At 63.4% G+C, this 16,730-nt stretch carries 15 protein-coding genes; 13 read left to right on the top strand and 2 right to left on the bottom strand.

Going from position 1 to position 16,730, the window contains the following annotated elements:
- Nucleotides 1-6: 6 nt before the first annotated feature.
- From AB1402_06595 to AB1402_06535, 13 genes are all read left to right on the top strand, one after another.
- Nucleotides 7-2,055: a bifunctional 4-hydroxy-3-methylbut-2-enyl diphosphate reductase/30S ribosomal protein S1 gene (locus AB1402_06595; GenBank protein ID MEW6541263.1), complete on the top strand. Its 2,049-nt coding sequence runs from the start codon at nucleotides 7-9 to the stop codon at nucleotides 2,053-2,055.
- Between the two features lie 135 nt (nucleotides 2,056-2,190).
- A complete protein-coding gene (locus AB1402_06590; protein ID MEW6541262.1) occupies nucleotides 2,191-2,907 on the top strand; it encodes a DUF1614 domain-containing protein in 717 nt (238 codons plus the stop codon).
- Entirely contained in the window at nucleotides 2,897-4,090 is a 1,194-nt protein-coding gene (spoIIP, locus tag AB1402_06585; protein MEW6541261.1) for a stage II sporulation protein P, read from the top strand. Before AB1402_06590 ends, spoIIP begins: the two co-directional genes overlap by 11 nt.
- 18 nt (nucleotides 4,091-4,108) lie before the next feature.
- Nucleotides 4,109-4,561: a DUF3189 family protein gene (locus AB1402_06580; protein MEW6541260.1), complete on the top strand. Its 453-nt coding sequence runs from the start codon at nucleotides 4,109-4,111 to the stop codon at nucleotides 4,559-4,561.
- A gap of 18 nt (nucleotides 4,562-4,579) precedes the next feature.
- Nucleotides 4,580-4,963: a hypothetical protein gene (locus AB1402_06575; protein ID MEW6541259.1), complete on the top strand. Its 384-nt coding sequence runs from the start codon at nucleotides 4,580-4,582 to the stop codon at nucleotides 4,961-4,963.
- A 23-nt stretch (nucleotides 4,964-4,986) separates the two neighbouring features.
- Entirely contained in the window at nucleotides 4,987-6,312 is a 1,326-nt protein-coding gene (locus AB1402_06570) for a DUF512 domain-containing protein (GenBank protein MEW6541258.1), read from the top strand.
- A 136-nt stretch (nucleotides 6,313-6,448) separates the two neighbouring features.
- The gene (gene der / locus AB1402_06565; protein MEW6541257.1) at nucleotides 6,449-7,768 is read left to right on the top strand and encodes a ribosome biogenesis GTPase Der; all 1,320 of its coding nucleotides are present in this window, start codon (nucleotides 6,449-6,451) and stop codon (nucleotides 7,766-7,768) included.
- The gene (gene plsY, locus AB1402_06560; protein MEW6541256.1) at nucleotides 7,765-8,361 is read left to right on the top strand and encodes a glycerol-3-phosphate 1-O-acyltransferase PlsY; all 597 of its coding nucleotides are present in this window, start codon (nucleotides 7,765-7,767) and stop codon (nucleotides 8,359-8,361) included. Before der ends, plsY begins: the two co-directional genes overlap by 4 nt.
- A 164-nt stretch (nucleotides 8,362-8,525) precedes the next feature.
- Nucleotides 8,526-11,372, top strand: coding sequence for an AIR synthase-related protein (locus AB1402_06555; GenBank protein MEW6541255.1), 2,847 nt, complete (start codon nucleotides 8,526-8,528; stop codon nucleotides 11,370-11,372).
- Complete coding sequence (purQ, locus tag AB1402_06550; protein ID MEW6541254.1) at nucleotides 11,369-12,142, top strand: phosphoribosylformylglycinamidine synthase I; 774 nt, start codon at nucleotides 11,369-11,371, stop codon at nucleotides 12,140-12,142. Before AB1402_06555 ends, purQ begins: the two co-directional genes overlap by 4 nt.
- Before the next feature lie 13 nt (nucleotides 12,143-12,155).
- Nucleotides 12,156-13,202, top strand: coding sequence for an NAD(P)H-dependent glycerol-3-phosphate dehydrogenase (locus AB1402_06545; protein ID MEW6541253.1), 1,047 nt, complete (start codon nucleotides 12,156-12,158; stop codon nucleotides 13,200-13,202).
- Between the two features lie 271 nt (nucleotides 13,203-13,473).
- The gene (locus tag AB1402_06540) at nucleotides 13,474-14,622 is read left to right on the top strand and encodes an iron-containing alcohol dehydrogenase (protein ID MEW6541252.1); all 1,149 of its coding nucleotides are present in this window, start codon (nucleotides 13,474-13,476) and stop codon (nucleotides 14,620-14,622) included.
- A 96-nt stretch (nucleotides 14,623-14,718) separates the two neighbouring features.
- Nucleotides 14,719-15,402 (top strand): rhomboid family intramembrane serine protease, encoded by a 684-nt coding sequence (locus tag AB1402_06535; protein ID MEW6541251.1) that lies wholly within the window; start codon nucleotides 14,719-14,721, stop codon nucleotides 15,400-15,402.
- Nucleotides 15,403-15,405: 3 nt separating this feature from the next.
- On the opposite strand, the gene AB1402_06530 is transcribed toward AB1402_06535, so the two are convergent.
- Together AB1402_06530 and AB1402_06525 are read right to left on the bottom strand one after the other, a co-directional pair.
- On the bottom strand, nucleotides 15,406-16,053 hold the full coding sequence (locus AB1402_06530) for a hypothetical protein (GenBank protein ID MEW6541250.1): 648 nt from the start codon (nucleotides 16,051-16,053) through the stop codon (nucleotides 15,406-15,408).
- A 119-nt stretch (nucleotides 16,054-16,172) separates the two neighbouring features.
- Complete coding sequence (locus tag AB1402_06525; GenBank protein MEW6541249.1) at nucleotides 16,173-16,490, bottom strand: carbohydrate-binding protein; 318 nt, start codon at nucleotides 16,488-16,490, stop codon at nucleotides 16,173-16,175.
- Nucleotides 16,491-16,730: the final 240 nt, after the last annotated feature.

The following is a 16,730-nucleotide window of genomic DNA, read 5'->3' as shown; positions in this document are numbered from 1 at the left end:
AAGAGCGTGGAAGTGAGGTTGGCCACCAAAGCGGGCTTTTGTTTCGGGGTACACCGGGCGATCGATCTGGCGTTGAAAACGGTTCGCGAAACAGCCCCTCCCATTTACAGCTTGGGACCTTTGATCCATAACCCCCAGGTGGTGGCCCATCTCGCCGGACAAGGAATCGAGGTTGTCGAAGAAATCGAAACGGTGCCGCGCGGAACGCTGATCATCCGTTCCCACGGCGTGGAGCCCAAGTTGTTGGAGAAGGCTCAGGAGTTAGGATTCACGGTGGTGGACGCGACCTGTCCCTTCGTGAAGCGTGCGCAACGGCTGGCCTGTGATTTGAACGACTCCGGACACCAGGTGGTCGTGGTCGGTGACCGGAAACACCCGGAGGTAAGGGGGATTGTAGGCTGGACCAACGGCCAGGCCCTGGTGGTGGAGGACCGGGCGGAAGCCGGTGCCCTGCCTTTCTATCCGCGGGTCGGGGTAGTGGCCCAGACCACGCAGCCGCACGCGAACCTGGAGGCGGTGGTGGAGGAGTTGCGTTCCAGGATGGGGGAGGTATTGGTATGCGACACCATCTGCAACGCGGTGGTGGAGCGCCAGAACGCCGCCCTCACGCTGGCCCGACAGGTGGACGTAATGGTGGTTGTCGGGGGCATCAACAGTGCCAACACCCGCAAGCTCACCAATTTGTGCCGCTCGGGCGGCACTCCGACCTACCACATCGAGACCGGAGACCGGTTGCAGCCCGAATGGTTCCAGGGCTGCACGGCGGCCGGCCTGACGGCGGGAGCGTCAACGCCCGATTGGATTATTGAGGAGGTTAAGAGGCGAATGGAAGAATTGTCGGAGAAGGAAGAGGTTGTCGGTCCGGAGGAACAAGTAAACACGGAGCAGGCTGCCGCGAACCGGCAGGAAAACCAGCAGGAAGAGGCCAGAAGTCCGGAGGAAGAACTTAAGACCACACCGGTGCGGTCCCTCAGGAGCGGGGAGATCGTCAGGGGCGTCATCGTCCAGGTCGGTCAGGACGAAGTTTTGGTGGATGTCGGGGCGAAGTCGGAGGGTGTTGTGCCTTTGCGTGAGTTGTCGTGCTATGATGTCAGCTCCCCCGGCGAGGTGGTTCAGGTGGGAGACGAGATAGATGTGTGGGTGGTCAAGGCCGAGGACAACGAGGGCCGGATCATCCTTTCCAAGGGCCGGGCCGACGCGGTCAAGGCGTGGGATACGTTGGACAAGGCCTTTCAAGGCGAGGAAACCGTCAGGGGCGTTGTCCGCGAAGTGGTCAAGGGCGGACTGCTCGTGGACCTGGGTGTGCGTTCATTTCTGCCGGCATCGCAGGTGGAGAGAGGCTACGTGGAGGACTTGAGCCAGTATGTGGGCCGGGAAATTTCCGCCCGGGTCATCGAGCTGAACAAGGCCCGGAAGAAAGTGATCCTATCCCGGAAGGTCCTGCTGGAGGAAGAGTACTCCCGGAAACGGAAAGACACGCTGGAGACCATCCAGGAGGGTGATGTCGTGAAGGGGGTCGTCCGGCGGCTCACCCAGTTCGGCGCCTTTGTGGACATCGGCGGCCTGGACGGTTTGCTGCACATCTCCGAGATTTCCTGGCACCGCATCAACCATCCGTCCGAAGTGCTGAAGGTGGGGGACGAAGTGGAGGTGCAGGTGCTGCGGATCGACCGGGACAATGAGAAAGTGTCGCTGAGCTTGAAACAAGTCTTGCCCAATCCGTGGGAGCTGGTCGCCGAGAATTACCCCGTCGGCAGCGTGGTCAGCGCCCGCGTGGTCCGCCTGGTCCCGTTCGGCGCCTTTGTGGAATTGGAGCCGGGCGTCGAGGGATTGGTACATATTTCCCACCTGGCCGACTGGCACGTGGCCAAGCCGGAGGACGTGATTGCGGAGGGCCAGCAGATAAACGTCAAGGTCTTAAGCGTGGACGACGAAAACAAGCGGATCCGGCTTTCACTGCGGGAAGTGGAAAAAGACAAGGACTACCAGGACACCCAGGGGAGCGGCGAGGTCACCATCGGAGACGTTTTCGGAGACCTGCTTCAGAAGAATTAACCGGTGCTCAAAAAAGCTCAGGAGCCCTGGCGGCAGAACCGCCGGGGCTTTTTCTGTCTTCCCCGGATTGCATATTTTGGACCGGCTGGGGGAGCATACTTTTAATTCAATCGGCTTCCGGAAGGAGCAGGTGCCATGCAGAACTTGCCGGTGGGTATTATCATCCTGATCGTGGTCTCGGTCCTGATTTACCTGGGGGCGGCGCAGCGGGTATTGGACCGCCTCCGGCTGACCGACAGGGCGGCCTTGTTGATCCTCGGCGCCTTGATCGTGGGCAGCCTGATCGACATCCCCTTCACCATCGGAAACATCGCCTTCGCCATCAACATAGGTGGGGCGCTGGTTCCGGTCGGCCTGGCCGTTTATCTCCTCAGCCGGGCGGGCACCGGGGTTGAGGTGGCCAGGGCCCTGGGCGCCGCGCTGATCACCGCGGTGGTGGTGTTCGGGATCGGTTCCTTCTTGTTTACGGGGCTTCCCGAACCGGCAGGCCGTTTCGCCTTTGTGGACATCATCTACGTCTACCCGGTGGTCGCCGCCGTCATCGCTTACGCCGTGGGACGGTCCCGACGCGGGGCCTGGGTCGCGGCCACTCTGGGCGTGCTGCTGGCCGACGTGTTCCACGGGGCGCTTCTGGCGGCCCGCGGCCTGACCGGCTTGGTCCATTTCGGCGGGGCCGGGGTTTTCGACGTAGTAGTAGTGGCTGGTGTACTGGCCGTGCTGCTGGCCGAAATCGTCGGTGAACTCAGGGAGCGCCTCCAGGGCGGCCCCCGGACCGAGGGTCGGGACCCTGCTTTGCTCGTGAACCTGAGAACACCCGGGGAAGATGAGGAGGGCCGGAAAGATGGGACGTAAACTCGTTGTAAGACTCGTCCTGGCGTGCTTCGTGGTCATTCTGGCGGTCATTGGCTATCTGGAATCGGAAAGAGGGCTGACTGCTTTGACCAGGGCGGAGACAATCAGCCTGGATTTTTGCGACCATGAAGCGGGTCGGTACACAACGGTGGTGGATGAGCAAGGCAAGATAATCACCAAGACCAGCCGGCAAGTGTTCTCCGGTGACGAGGTGATCACCGCCCGGGCGGAACACTACCGGGTGGTCCGGGTGGACAACGGCATTGCCGAGGCGCGCCTGTTGGGTCTGGACCGTGACCTTCTGGCCTGGTCGGACTACTTCAGGCGTTACGGCCACGAATTGGCCTTGCCGGCGCAAACACCCCAAGACGCCCGCCGGGGCGGGCTGGACGTGGCCGTCTACCATTCGCACACCATGGAATCCTACGTGCCCGATTCGGGCACGGCTTTCGAGAACCGCGGGGACATCATCGAAGTCGGCCGGATATTCGCGCAAAGCCTGCGGGAACAGGGATTATCCGTGTTCCACGACACCACCAACCACAACCCCCACGACGCCCAAGCCTATGAACGCTCCCGGAAGACGGCGGTACAGTTGCTGGGGCGCGGTCCGGCCGCCCTGATCGACGTGCACCGAGACGGAATCCCGGACCCGGAGTTTTTCCGCGAGCAGATCCAGGGAGAGACGGTCAGCCAGATCCGGCTGGTGGTGGGGCGGCAAAACCCGAAACGGGACGCCAACATCGACTTCGCCCGCCGCCTGATGGCCCGCGCCAACGAAGCAAACCCCAACGTGGTCAAGGAGATCTTCATGGCGCGGGGCAATTATAACCAGGACCTGATTTCCACCGCCATCCTGATCGAGGCCGGCACCCACACGAACAGCAAGTCGGAGGCCAAAGGCGGGGTGTCGCTTTTAGCCGAGGCGGTTCCGGCCGTCCTCGGCGTGGGCCCGGTCGGCCCCGATCAAGCCGGCGGCGGTGCCGGTTGGCGGGTGGCTTTCGGCATTGCGCTAGCGGTCATCCTGGCGGTGGGTGCGTACCTGGTGATCGCGGCCGGAGGCTGGGCGCAGGCCAAAGAGAAGTTGCACCAATTCTTGAGCCGGGAATTTGATTTCGGGCGGTTGGGCCGGCCGCTGAAGCTGAAGGAAAGGACTGACGACGAAAACAAGCCGGATCATTAGCGTAAAGGAGCCGGGTAGTTGAAGTTTCTTTACCACTGTTTTGGGGGCACCCACTCCTCGGTTCTGGCCGCGGCCGTGCATACGGGGATGCTGGCGTCCGGTGAGGCTCCCGCTCCCGACCGGCTTTTGTCTCTGCCTCTTTTCGACAAGCAGGACGGCAATGACTACGGCCGGATCCACTGCTACGGCGTGGATCCGGCCGGAAACCGGGTTTACGTCATGGGACGCCGCAGGCACGGGGCGGAAACCGAAATGATCCTGGCCGGACTGCACTCGGCGTTTGCCATCCAGACCGGACTTAAAGTGGTCGATTCCACCCCGGCCCTGAATTGGAGCATGCAGTTGGGCGGATTTTTGTCCCGGGCCGTCGGGCTGAAGGCCGTCGGGCGGTTTCTGGTCACCCGGGGGTCACGCGCGGCCTACCGGAAAGTGGTTGCGCTGGTGAACGAAGCCAGAAACGAGGTGCCTTGAAAACTGAAGATCTTCTACGTGCATCATACGCCGTTGGCGGGCCTGTTCGCGCTGGAACAAACGGCCGCCCCCGGTGGCGGGAAGACCCGCTCCGACTCGTTGTCCTTTCTGGATCACCACCACCGGTTCATGTACGCCGGGAAGGACGCGCAGGAGCGGGAGGTGTACGCCGTCTGGGCGCGGACAGACCGAACACTGCTTCCCAGGCTGATCGGCACTTTTTGCGGCATGTTTGACATCGGGCCGGAACAGTACGCCGTGCGGCGGATCACCGTGCCGCCGGGGTCCAGGCTGCGGTTGGCGGCCTTCTGTTACCGGATCGGGTTTTACGGGCTCGGCCGCCGGTTGCTGGAACGGTTGGAAAAGGGGCGCTCTTCCCCCCTCCCGGCCGGTCAGCGTTGACGGATGAAAGGAACTGCGGGATAATGCTGGTAGCAAAGGAGGGGCCAGTATTGTCCGAGGGCTTGGTTGTACAGGCCGTACGGCCGGGCAGCATCGCCGCGGAGCTGGAGTTGTCCCCCGGTGACCGGGTCATTTCCGTCAACGGCGCCGCCCTGGAGGATTTGATCGATTACCGGTTCTATTCAACCGACGAGCGGCTTCGCGTACTGGTGGCCAAGCAGGGCGGGGAGCGATGGCTCCTGGAGATCGAGAAGGAATACGACGAGGACCTGGGCTTGAGTTTCGCCGCGCCCATTCCGAAAATGCACCGCTGCCGGAATCGGTGTCTGTTTTGCTTTGTGGACCAAATGCGGCCCGGACTCCGGTCCTCCCTGTACATCAAGGACGACGACTACCGGCTCTCTTTTCTCGAAGGCAACTTCATCACCCTGACCAACGCGGACGAGAGGGACCTAGAGCGGATCGCCGGCCAGCGCTTGAGCCCGCTTTACGTTTCGGTCCACTCCACGAACCCGGCCCTGCGCCGCCGCTTGATGGGTCACCGCCGTGCCGGGGAAATCGGGCGCCAACTGCGGTTTTTGAAGGCGGCCGGCATCGAGGTCCACACTCAGGTGGTGCTTTGCCCGGGCCTCAATGACGGGGATGAACTGGGGCGCACGGTGAAAGACTTGGCGGCCCTTTGGCCGTCGGTCCGCTCGGTGGGCGTGGTTCCGGTGGGCCGGACCCGGTATCGTAAAGGGCTCTACCCGCTCACCGGTTTCACGGTGTCCGGAGCGCGGTCGTTGCTCACGGCGGTTAGCGCCTGGCAGGAGCGTTATCGCGAGCGGTACGGCAATTCCTTTGTGTATGCGGCCGACGAGTTCTTCCTGCTCGCGGGGTGCGACGTCCCCCCCGCCGCGGCCTACGACGGTTTCCCGCAACTGGAGAACGGAGTCGGACTGGTACGGCTCTTCCTGGACGAGTGGGCGCTGGTTGAACCCGAACTGCCCAACCGGATGTCTCCCCGCCGGGTGACCATAGTCAGCGGGCGGTTGGCTGCGTCCCTCTTCGCGCCGATGGTGGAGCGGCTGAACCGGGTGGAGGGGCTGGAGGTGTGTGTGGCCGCAATCGACAACCAGTTCCTCGGCCGAACGGTCACGGTCAGCGGCCTGCTTTCGGGCGGTGACATCGCGGAACAGTTGGCGGGCGGTGCTTTGGCCGACCTGGTGGTGGTACCGGGAACCGCACTCAAGGACGGCCGGGAATTTCTGGACGACATGACAAAAGCCGAATTGGGCCGGCGTCTCGGAACCCGCGTCGAGGGCGCCGCCGGACCGCGCACACTGGTAAGGCTGATTCTTGACTCTTGATGCTTCACAACAGATGAGGCCGTCAATCAAGTACCAGCAAGTCCGGCCATAGTTTTGATCCTGGTTCTTCATTCTGAATTCTGAATCCTGGATTCTGGTCCTGGAACCGCACAACCAGTCAAGGGGGAACCGGATAGTGACCAAGCCGGTGGTGGCCATCGTGGGCCGTCCCAACGTGGGCAAGTCCACACTTTTCAACCGGATACTGGGCCGGCAGGCCGCCGTGGTCGATGCCGAACCGGGCGTCACCCGGGACCGGCTGTACCAGGAGGTCGACTGGGCCGGAAGGCGGTTTGTCCTGGTGGATACGGGCGGGATCGAAAGCGGGGCGGGCGAGGATATGGCCGGCCAGGTTGCCGGCCAAGCCCGGCGGGCGATTGCCCAAGCCCAATTGATTCTCTACGTTTTGGACGGCAACGCCGGTTTACTGGAAGAGGACGTCCAGGTGGCCGCGCTGCTCCGGCGTTCCGGCAAGCCGGTCCTGGTCGTGGTCAACAAGGTCGATGACTTCAACCGGCCCTTGCCGCTGGGCGACTTTTTCCGGCTGGGGCTCGGCGAGCCGGTACCGGTGTCCGCCGCCCAGGGGCTTAATATCGGGGACCTTCTGGACCTGGTGGTGGCCGAAATGCCGCCCAGAGCCGATGAACCCGGGGGGCCTTTGCCGGTGCGGATCGCGGTGGTGGGCCGGCCGAATGTCGGCAAGTCTTCACTGGTGAACGCCATCCTGGGTGAGGACCGCGTAATCGTCAGTGATATCCCCGGCACCACCAGAGACGCGGTGGACACGTTGTTTCGCCGGGACGGCCGGGAATACGTGTTCATTGACACCGCGGGCATGCGCCGCAAGGCGAAAATCCGGGAGTCGATCGAGCACTACAGCGTGCTCCGGGCCAAAAAGGCCCTGGAGCGCGCCGACCTTGCGCTGGTGGTGCTGGACTTCGCCGACGGGGTGACGAACCAGGACCAGCGGATCGCGGGGCTGGCCGAGGAAGCCGGCAAAGGCACCATTATCGTGGTGAACAAGTGGGACCTGGCGGAGGGGACCGGAGTCTCGGCCCACCGCTATCAGGAAGAAGTGCGCCGGGAGCTGACCTTTATCGGTTATGCCCCGGTACTGTGCGTTTCGGCGGTGTCCGGCCTGGGGATCCCGAAAATCCTCGGTTCGGTCGAAACCGTCATGGGCGAGTACCGGCGTCAGGTCCCCACGAGCGTGCTGAACCGGATCCTGCACGACGCCTTTATGATTTCTCCGCCGCCGGCCCGGAAAGGGAAACGGCTGAAGCTGATGTACTGTACCCAGGTGGCGGCCGGGCCGCCCGCCTTTCTCTTGTTTGTAAACGACCCCGGGCTGGTTTCCCCGGGCTACCGGCGGTACCTGGAGAACGAAGTCCGGCGGGCCATGGGTTTCCAAGGCGTGCCGGTGCGAATTTTGTTCAGGAGGCGGGAGTCAAAATGATGGCGCTGACGGTTATTCTAGCGATCGGGCTTAGTTATCTAGTTGGTTCCGTGCCCACCGGTTACCTGATCGCCCGGTACGTCAAGGGCATCGATATCCGCAGTCACGGAAGCGGCAACATCGGGGCTACAAACGTATGGCGCACACTGGGGCCGGGCTGGGGACTGGTTTCCCTGGCGGGCGACACCACCAAGGGAATCGTCGCCGTCCTCCTCGGGAGGGCGTTCGGCGTGCCGGGCGTGGAGTTGCTTACTGCGGCGGCGGCGCTGGCCGGGCATGGGTGGTCGGTGTTTCTGCGCTTCCAGGGGGGCAAAATCATCGCCACCAGCCTGGGGGTGCTGATCATGCTGCCGCCGGTGGCCCTGGCGACGGCGGCCGCCGTGTGGATCGCGGTGATGGCGTTGACCCGTTACGTCTCCCTGGCGTCTATTATCGCCGTCTCTTCGGTGCCGCTGGCCTTCGCCCTGGGCGGGGCCGGGTGGCGCCACGTATTGTTCGGTTTCTTCCTGGCGCTGGTGGCCGTTTACAAGCACCGGGCGAACATAGACCGGCTCCTGAAGGGGAAGGAGTCCAAGTTCAGTTTCCGCAAGTAACGCTCCTGTTAAGCCCCGCCCAACGCGTGGGATGCTCCCGCGGCCCGGTTCGGGGCCCGGCGCACCGCGCAGCCGCTCGGCGCGCCGACTCTGTTTTTCGGGGGGCATACAAGTAGCACGAAGGCCGGGTGGCGTGGTAGAATTGTCGGGGAGGAATGCCGTCTATGCCGGTACAGGAAGTCCGCACCAGGATCAAGACCAACCTGCCCGATCCCGCGGGTGAAGCGCTGCTGGCCGAGATCAGGTCCGCCCTGGGCCTGACCAGTGTCCGGATGGTGCGCACCGCCCGCGTTTTCCGGTTTGAAGACCTTACACCCGCCCAAGCTGATCTGCTGGCGCAAAGCCTGCTGTGGGAGGAGACCTTTCAGGATTACACTGTAAACCGGCCCCTGATCACCGACGCCGACCGCCTGCTGGAAGTGGCGTACCGGCCCGGGGTGATGAACCCGGAGGCCGCCTCTTTGGTAAAAGCGGCCCACGATCTGGGACTTCGGCACCTGGGGGCCGCCGATTCCAGTCAGGAGTACGCCTTTTACGGGCCGGTCACCCCCGAAGAAATCGGGCTGATTACAAAAAGACTGTTGGTCAACACCACCATCCAGCATGTGGTGACGGCCAAGCCGGAGTCCCTGCGGATTGCCGGCGCCGGCCGGGCGACGGAGATCATCCCCTTGCGCCGCATGGACGATGGCCAACTGATGGAGTTGAGCCGGGACAAGCTCTTTCTGAGCCTGGAAGAAATGCGCCTCATTCAGGATTACTTCCGCCGGGCGGGAAGAGACCCCTCGGACTGCGAGGTGGAGGTGCTGGCCCAGACCTGGTCGGAACACTGCGTGCACAAGACTTTCAAGGCCCGAATCACGGTAGGCGGCCTGGAGAAGAAACCGTTTTTAAAGCGTTTGCAGGAGGCCACCGCGGACGTCAATCACCCGCTGGTACGATCGGCCTACGTGGACAACTCGGGCGTGATGGCCTTCTACGAGGGTTGGGCCGTCTGCGGCAAGGTGGAGACCCACAATTCCCCTTCGGCGATCGAGCCGTACGGAGGCGCGGCCACCGGGAGCGGCGGCGTTTTCCGGGATATAATGGGCACGGGGCAGGGGGCCCGGGTAATCGCCTCCACCGACATGTTCTGCTTTGCCCCGCCCGGCACTCCGTGGGAAGAGATACCGCCCGGCTGCCTGCATCCCCATTACCTGTTGCGGCGGGTGGTGGCCGGGGTACGGGACTACGGCAACCGCATGGGCATCCCGACCAATAATGGTTCGGTGCATTTTCACCGGGACTTTCGGGCCAAACCCACCGTTATCGTGGGTGCCTACGGGATTTTGCCCGAGGCGCGCTGCTCAAAAGGCGTGGCCCGGGCGGGTGATTTGGTGCTGGTCATCGGCGGGCGCACCGGAAGGGACGGCATCCACGGCGCTACCTTTTCCAGCGCGGCCATGACCGAGCGCACAATGGACGTAAACGCACAGGCGGTGCAGATCGGCCACCCGATCGAGGAAAAGCGGATGAGCGACGCGATCCTCGAAGCGCGGGACAAGAACCTGATCCGCGCGCTCACCGACTGCGGCGCCGGCGGCTTCGCGTCGGCGGCGGGGGAAATGGGTGCCGATACGGGCGTGTTGCTCGCCTTGGACGCCGCCCCGCTTAAATACTCGGGGTTGGCACCCTGGGAGATCCTGCTGTCGGAAAGCCAGGAGCGCATGGTGGCGGCCGTCGCCCCGGAGAACCGGCAACCGTTTCAGGAGGTCTGCCGCCGCTTGAACGTGGAGAGCACGGTTATCGGTGAGTTCACCGGCGACGGGCGCTTTCGGGCCACGTACAACAGTGAGACCGTCCTGGACCTGGAGATGTCCTTCCTGCACGGCGGACTGCGCATGCGCGTGTTGGAGGCCGCCTGGGAGCCGCCGGAGCATCCGGAACCCGTGCTGGAACCCCCCGCGCACCCCTCGGACTGGGCGGAGTTATACGGAAGGGTGATGGAGCACCTGAACGTGTGTTCGAAGGAACCGATCATCAGGCTGTACGACCACGGAGTGCAGGGCACCAACGCGCTGCCGCCCCTGGGTGGTGCCGACCTGGACGCCCCCAACGACGCCGTGGTGCTCACCCCGCTGCTGGGCCGGCCTTACGGCCTGGTGATCGCCCACGGCCTAAACCCGGTGCTGAACCTGATCGACCCGTACCACGGGAGCATTTGGGCCGCCGCCGAAGCCGTCTCCAACGCGGTGGCCGCCGGTGCCGATCCGGCGGAAATGACCCTGATCGATAACTTCATCTGGCCGGTGCCGGACGTCGGGCCGCTCGGGGCCCTGGACCGGGCGGTGGATGCCTGCGTGGATTTCTCGCGGGCCATGGGAATGCCATTCATCTCGGGCAAGGACAGCCTGTCCAGCACCTATACCACCGGCGAAGGATTGACCGTCCGGATTCCGCCGGTGCTGTGCGTGTCGGTGATGGGCCGGGTGCCGGACGTGCGGCGGACCGTGTCCGCCGACCTGAAGCGGCCCGGGAGCACCCTGGCGCTGGTGGGAGGGCGCCGCCCGGAACAGTTGGGCGGCTCAGCCTACTACGACCTGCACGGTTTCCTGGGCCGAAGCGTGCCGGAAATCGACCTGGAGGTGCTCCGGTTGGTTTTTGAAGCCGTACACCGGGCGATCCGCGCCGGCGCAGTCGCCGCCTGCCACGACATCAGCGAAGGGGGTCTGGTGGCCGCCGTCGCCGAGATGGCTTTCGGCGGCCGGTGCGGAGTCCGCTTGACCCTGCCCGCCGGCATCCGCCCCGACCACTTCCTGTTCAACGAAACGGCTGGCTGCTTCGTGGTGGAACTCACGCCCGGGCGGGAGCCCGGGGAAGTGTTTGCGCACGTGCCCTGCCTGGTAATCGGGGAAACCACGGCAGACAGCGCCGTCACGGCGCGAGCCGGTGAAAAGGAACTCTTTTCCGTACCGGTGGCGTTCTTGAAGCGCCGGTGGCAGAGACCGATGAAAGAGGTGTTCGGTGCGTGAGACCCCCGGTGTGTATTCTCCGAACCGACGGAACCAACTGTGACGTGGAAACAGCCTACGCCTTCGAGAAGTGCGGCGCCGACCCCCGGTTGGTGCACGTGAACGAACTGCGTGACGGGAGCAGGAAGCTTTCAGACCACGCGGTGCTGGTCATTCCCGGGGGTTTTTCATACGGTGACGACGTCCATTCCGGCAAGATCCTGGCGGTTGAACTGACGTCGTTTCTGCGGGATGCCCTGTTGGAGTTTACGGTCCGGGGCCGGCCGGTGCTCGGAATCTGCAACGGTTTTCAGGTGCTGGTGCGTACGGGGCTTTTGCCCTACGCCCGGCTGGGGGAGATCTCGGCGACGCTGATGGCCAACGACAGCGGTCGGTTTGAATGCCGCTGGGTTCGGATGCGCATTGAAGGCCGGTCGGTTTTTACCCATGGTGCTGAGGGACGTACGGTAACCTACCAGGTTGCTCACGGCGAGGGCAAGTTTTACACCTCCGAAGGCGTGTTGCAAGAACTGGAGAACACCGGCCAGGTGGTCTTCCGTTACGTCGGTCCCGATGGGGACCCGGCTCAAACTTACCCGCACAACCCGAACGGTTCCTTGAACGCAGTCGCCGGCCTGGCCGACCCGACCGGGCTAATCCTGGGGTTGATGCCGCACCCGGAAAGGTCCGTGGAGACGACCCAGAACCCGAATTGGCGCCGGGGCGAGGGCGGCGATCCGGACGGCCTGCCGGTATTTCGGAATGCGGTCCGCTACGCGCGGGAAATGTAGAGGAGTGGTGACGGTGGATAAAGTAGCCGTATTGGGCGCGGGAAGCTGGGGAACGGCTTTGGCCGTACACCTCGCCCGCAACGGTCACCCCGTCTGGTTATGGGCCCGCAGGGCCGGTCTGGCCGAAAACTTGAAAAGCACCCGCGAAAACGTGGCGTACCTGCCGGGAGTGAAACTGCCGGAAACGGTGCGGGTCAGCACCGGGATGGAGGAGGTGCTGGCGGGGAGCACGGTGGTGGTGTTCGCCGTTCCTTCCCACGGCTTCCGCGGGGTACTGGCTGCCGCGCATGCCCACCTGCCTGCGGAAGCGGTCGTGGTCAACGTGGCCAAGGGGCTGGAGGTGGATTCCCTCCAACGTTTATCCGAGGTATACCTTCAGGAATCGGGCGCCGCGGACCTTTCCCGGTACGTCGCCTTGTCGGGGCCGAGTCACGCCGAAGAGGTTGGCCGAAACCTGCCCACGGCCGTAGTCGCCTCTTCGCCCTTCGCACCCGCTGCGGAGGCCGTTCAGGCGTTGTTTATGAGCCCGGGCCTGCGGGTCTACACCAATCCCGACACGGTCGGGGTGGAGCTGGGCGGGGCTTTGAAGAACATCATCGCCCTGGGGACGGGCATCGCCGACGGACTGGGATCCGGGGACAACGCCAAGGCGGCGCTCATGACGCGGGGGCTGGCTGAAATCACCCGGCTGGGGATCAGGCTCGGTGCCAACCCGCTCACCTTCGGCGGATTGGCCGGGGTGGGCGACCTGATCGTCACCTGTACCAGTCGCCACAGCCGCAACCGGCGGGCGGGGATTGAGATCGGCCGGGGCCAGACGCTGGAGGAGGCCCAGGCCGCGGTGCGCATGGTGGTCGAAGGAGTGCGCACCACCCGGGCGGCCCGCTTGTTGTCCCGCATCCACGGGGTGGAAATGCCGATTACGGACCAGATCTACCGGGTGCTGTTTGAGGGCCTGTCCCCGGCCGAAGCCGTAAAACAGCTGATGGGCAGAGGACGCACCCGAGAGATCGAGGAAGTGGCCGGATTTGACGTCTGGTGGTCCAGAAAGAGGTCTTGAAAGCCGTGGAGTTGCCCGCCTCGCGTGACACCGGGTGCCGCGAAGTGGACGTATTGCGGGTCATACGACTCAATGTCCGGAGAAGTCTGAATTCACTCCCGGGCGGTTGTCCGGGAAGAGAGGTTTTCGATTAGTCACACGGCTCAATGTCCGGCCTGGTCTGAATTCACAGCCGTTCCGCGAAAATACTACCAGATATGTGCCCGAAGGCGGGAAATCAAGAACATCGCCACTTTTCTCTAGGTGGTAGTCACCGGAGGAGGAAGATTCTTTGCTTTTTGATATCCTTACGCCGGCCAGGGTGCTTTTCGGGCCGGGCAGCACCTATCGTCTGGGCGAAGAGACGGCCGCACTGGGCAAGAAGGCGCTTTTGGTCACGGGGCGGGAAAGCTTGAAAAAGTCCGGAAACATCGAACGGGTGACCCAGCCCTTGGCGATTTCCGGGATCGAAGTAATCAGCTTTGCGGAGGTGCCGCCGGAGCCGGCGGTGGACGTGGTGGAAGCCGGACGGCGCCGGGCCCGGGAAGAAGGCTGCACGGTGGTGATCGGTGCGGGCGGGGGTAGTGCACTGGACGCCGCCAAGATGATCGCCGGACTGGCGCACGCGGACGGCCCGGCGCTGGACTATCTGAACGGCCGGGAGATCCTGGCCCCCGGTCTGCCCTTTGTCGCGGTGCCGACGACCGCCGGCAGCGGCTCGGAAATGACCAGGACTGCGGTGCTCATTGATCCGCCAACCAGGCGGAAGCAAAGCGTGCGCTCGGACTGGTGGATGGCCCGCACGGTCGTGGCCGATCCCATTTTAACCATGTCCATGCCGCGGAGCTTGACCGCGCAGACCGGAATGGACGCGTTCACGCATGCCGTTGAAGCCTTCACCTCCCGCTGGGCCACCCCGTATACGAACGCGTTGAGCCGGGAGGCCGTACGCCTGATCGCGCAGAATTTCTACACGGCCTGCCACCATCCCGGGCGCCGGGACGCCCGGGAAAGCATGCTTTTGGGCAGCGTACTGGCCGGAATGGCGCTCAACACGGCGCGGGCCGGCGCGGTGCACGCCCTGGCGTCTCCGGTCGGTGCGCGTTACGGCTTGGGGCACGGATTGGTATGCGGGGTGCTTTTGCCTTACGTGGTGGAATTCAACATGGCCGTGGCCGAAGACGAGTACGCCCAATTGGCCCGGACCATCGGCGTGGCTCAGCCAAGCGCTTCGGATTCCGAGGCGGCCGGGCGCTTCCACCATTATGTGGTCCGCCTGTCGGCCCGGCTGGGGTTGCCGGAGAAGCTCGGCGCTCTCGGCCTGACCGGGGAGGCTGTCCCCGAACTGGTTGCCGGGGCGCTTGAAAGCGCTTCTCTGGCGGCCAACCCCCGCAAGGCGACTCGCGCCGACCTGACCGCCATTCTGGAACGCAACCTTTAGGTGCGGGGCGGAAGCGATCACCACGGCCGGTGCCGGGCATACTGGAAGCAAGGTTTTTAAAATCGCGGGCCCGGATCCGGGCAGGAGGGGCTGCTGTTGATACCGCTGCGCGATACAATCCGGACCCGCCGCTTTCCGGTCGTCACCGTTGCCATCATCGTCGCCAACCTCACGGTCTTTTTGTTCTCCATCGCGCTTTCTCCAGGTGAGCTGCAGCGGTTAGTGACTGCTTTCGGAATCGTGCCCGCCCTGCAGATTCAGATGTTTTTACAGGCTCCCTTGGTGCTTGACACCTGGATACCGGTGGTGACCTCCATGTTCCTCCACGGCGGGTGGTTTCACGTGTTGGGGAATATGCTCTACCTTTGGGTGTTCGGGGATAACGTCGAGGATGTTCTGGGGCGGGGGCGGTTTTTGCTGTTCTACCTCCTGGCCGGCTTCGCGGGAGGGCTGGCTCACATCGTGAGCGCTCCCGGCTCGTTGATTCCGACGATCGGGGCCTCCGGCGCGGTGGCCGGAGTGTTGGGAGCGTACTTCATCACTTTTCCGAGTTCCCGGATCCTGGCCCTGGTTCCGATTCTGTTCTTCATCACTTTCGTGAAGGTTCCGGCCGTGCTGTTCCTGTTTCTCTGGATCGGCCTCCAGCTCCTCTACGGGGTTTTGGCCGTCACCGGCCCGGCCAATATGGTCGCGTGGTGGGCGCATGTAGGCGGCTTCGCGGCCGGGATGCTGTTGATGAAGTTCATGGCGGCGGGCTCACGGACGGCCGGCCGACAATAGGTTTTACTGGAGAACCCGGTAATCCGTCTCGACGGTGCGGCCCTTCCAAGGGCCGGTCTGTGTTTTTTCGGTACCCTCGTAGTGCCTGAAGATGCGGTTGCCGATCGCGCGGGCAAAGAAGAAACTGATACCGCCGGCGACAACCACCCCGAAAAGGGGGATCACCCGGCCCAGAACCGAGCGCTGGCTGGCGCGCAACCCCAGGAAAATGAGCGGCCGGTTCATCCCGGTGGCGGCCATCTGGGCGGACAGGTGCCCGGCGGTGATCCGGGCCGCCTTTTTGCCCGCCGACTGCACTCCGGCGGCCATGCCGAAGACCCAGAGGGCTTCCTTCTGTACTTCAACAGCATCAGGGTTGCGGTCGTAGACAATGGCCATCTCCAGCACCAACCGGTAGAGGAGGGCACCCAGTACCATCACGTCCACCATCACCCCGGATAGGATCGCGATCAGCGTGCCGAATCCCGGCACGATGGCCGGCAGGGCGGTGAGCGCCCCGACCGCGCCGCAGGTCACCGCCTTGTCGGTGATCAGTTTTTGGGCCAGTTGACGACGGTCATCCTCGGGATGAAGGCGGCGCAGCATCTCCACCTTTTCCCGGGCGGCCTTGGTCCACCGGTACCGGAGGGCGTCGGAATACACCATCGGCAAACACACTCCTCAAATCTCATCATACCATGGCCCGGCGGCCGGCACAAAAAAGGACGCGTAACGCGCCCTTTTTCTAAGGTGGTGAACCTCGGTTCCGCGTGGCGGTTCAGGTGGGGGGATCAGTATCTGATGTCGGTGGCCCAGTTCCACCCGTTGTTGTTGTCCCAGTTGTTCGCGGCATCCTTGAAGCAGAAGTTGCATTCACTATCGCCCTGCATCGGGATGGAGCAGGCGAATGAGCCGTCGGGTTCACGCCGCATCTCGGCGAAAGAGTTGCTCTTCCAGCCGTCGAAGCCGTAATGAATGAAGACCCGGTCGGCACCACATTTCTGGAGCAACCCCTCGTAACGAATGGTCGCGTGACGATCCTTCAGGCTGGGAGAGGGGATCACGTCAACACGATTGTCCAAAAAGTTGCGGCCTTGGGCTACGTACATTGTATCGACCTCCTTTTAAGCAATAGAATCTGCACGGAGATGCAAAAAATAAGTAGTATTTCGTGTATCACCAACCACAATATTCCAGGGAATAGAGAAAAATTTCACAGGAGCCTGTCAACGGCCAGTGAAAATGTCACCTTAGAACACGCTAATTTGGCCTGAGAAAATGTCACCCCTTAAGATCGTTAAAGTGGCCTGAGAAAATGTCACCCCCTGAAACCGTGCTCCAAGTATACA

The sequence above is a fragment of the Bacillota bacterium genome (assembly GCA_040757205.1).
GTDB lineage: Bacteria > Bacillota > Desulfotomaculia > Desulfotomaculales > Desulforudaceae > Desulforudis.
Note: the sequence above shows the minus strand (reverse complement) of the source record. Positions and strands in the feature narration are given on the sequence as shown.

Bases quoted from the DNA above. Each gene is read 5' to 3' on its own strand.
- AB1402_06570 (MEW6541258.1), top strand. From the start codon at position 4,987: ATGCTGGTAGCAAAGGAGGGGCCAGTATTGTCCGAGGGCTTGGTTGTA.
- spoIIP (MEW6541261.1), top strand. From the start codon at position 2,897: ATGGGACGTAAACTCGTTGTAAGACTCGTCCTGGCGTGCTTCGTGGTC.
- AB1402_06555 (MEW6541255.1), top strand. From the start codon at position 8,526: ATGCCGGTACAGGAAGTCCGCACCAGGATCAAGACCAACCTGCCCGAT.
- plsY (MEW6541256.1), top strand. From the start codon at position 7,765: ATGATGGCGCTGACGGTTATTCTAGCGATCGGGCTTAGTTATCTAGTT.
- AB1402_06525 (MEW6541249.1), bottom strand. From the start codon at position 16,490: ATGTACGTAGCCCAAGGCCGCAACTTTTTGGACAATCGTGTTGACGTG.
- AB1402_06590 (MEW6541262.1), top strand. From the start codon at position 2,191: ATGCAGAACTTGCCGGTGGGTATTATCATCCTGATCGTGGTCTCGGTC.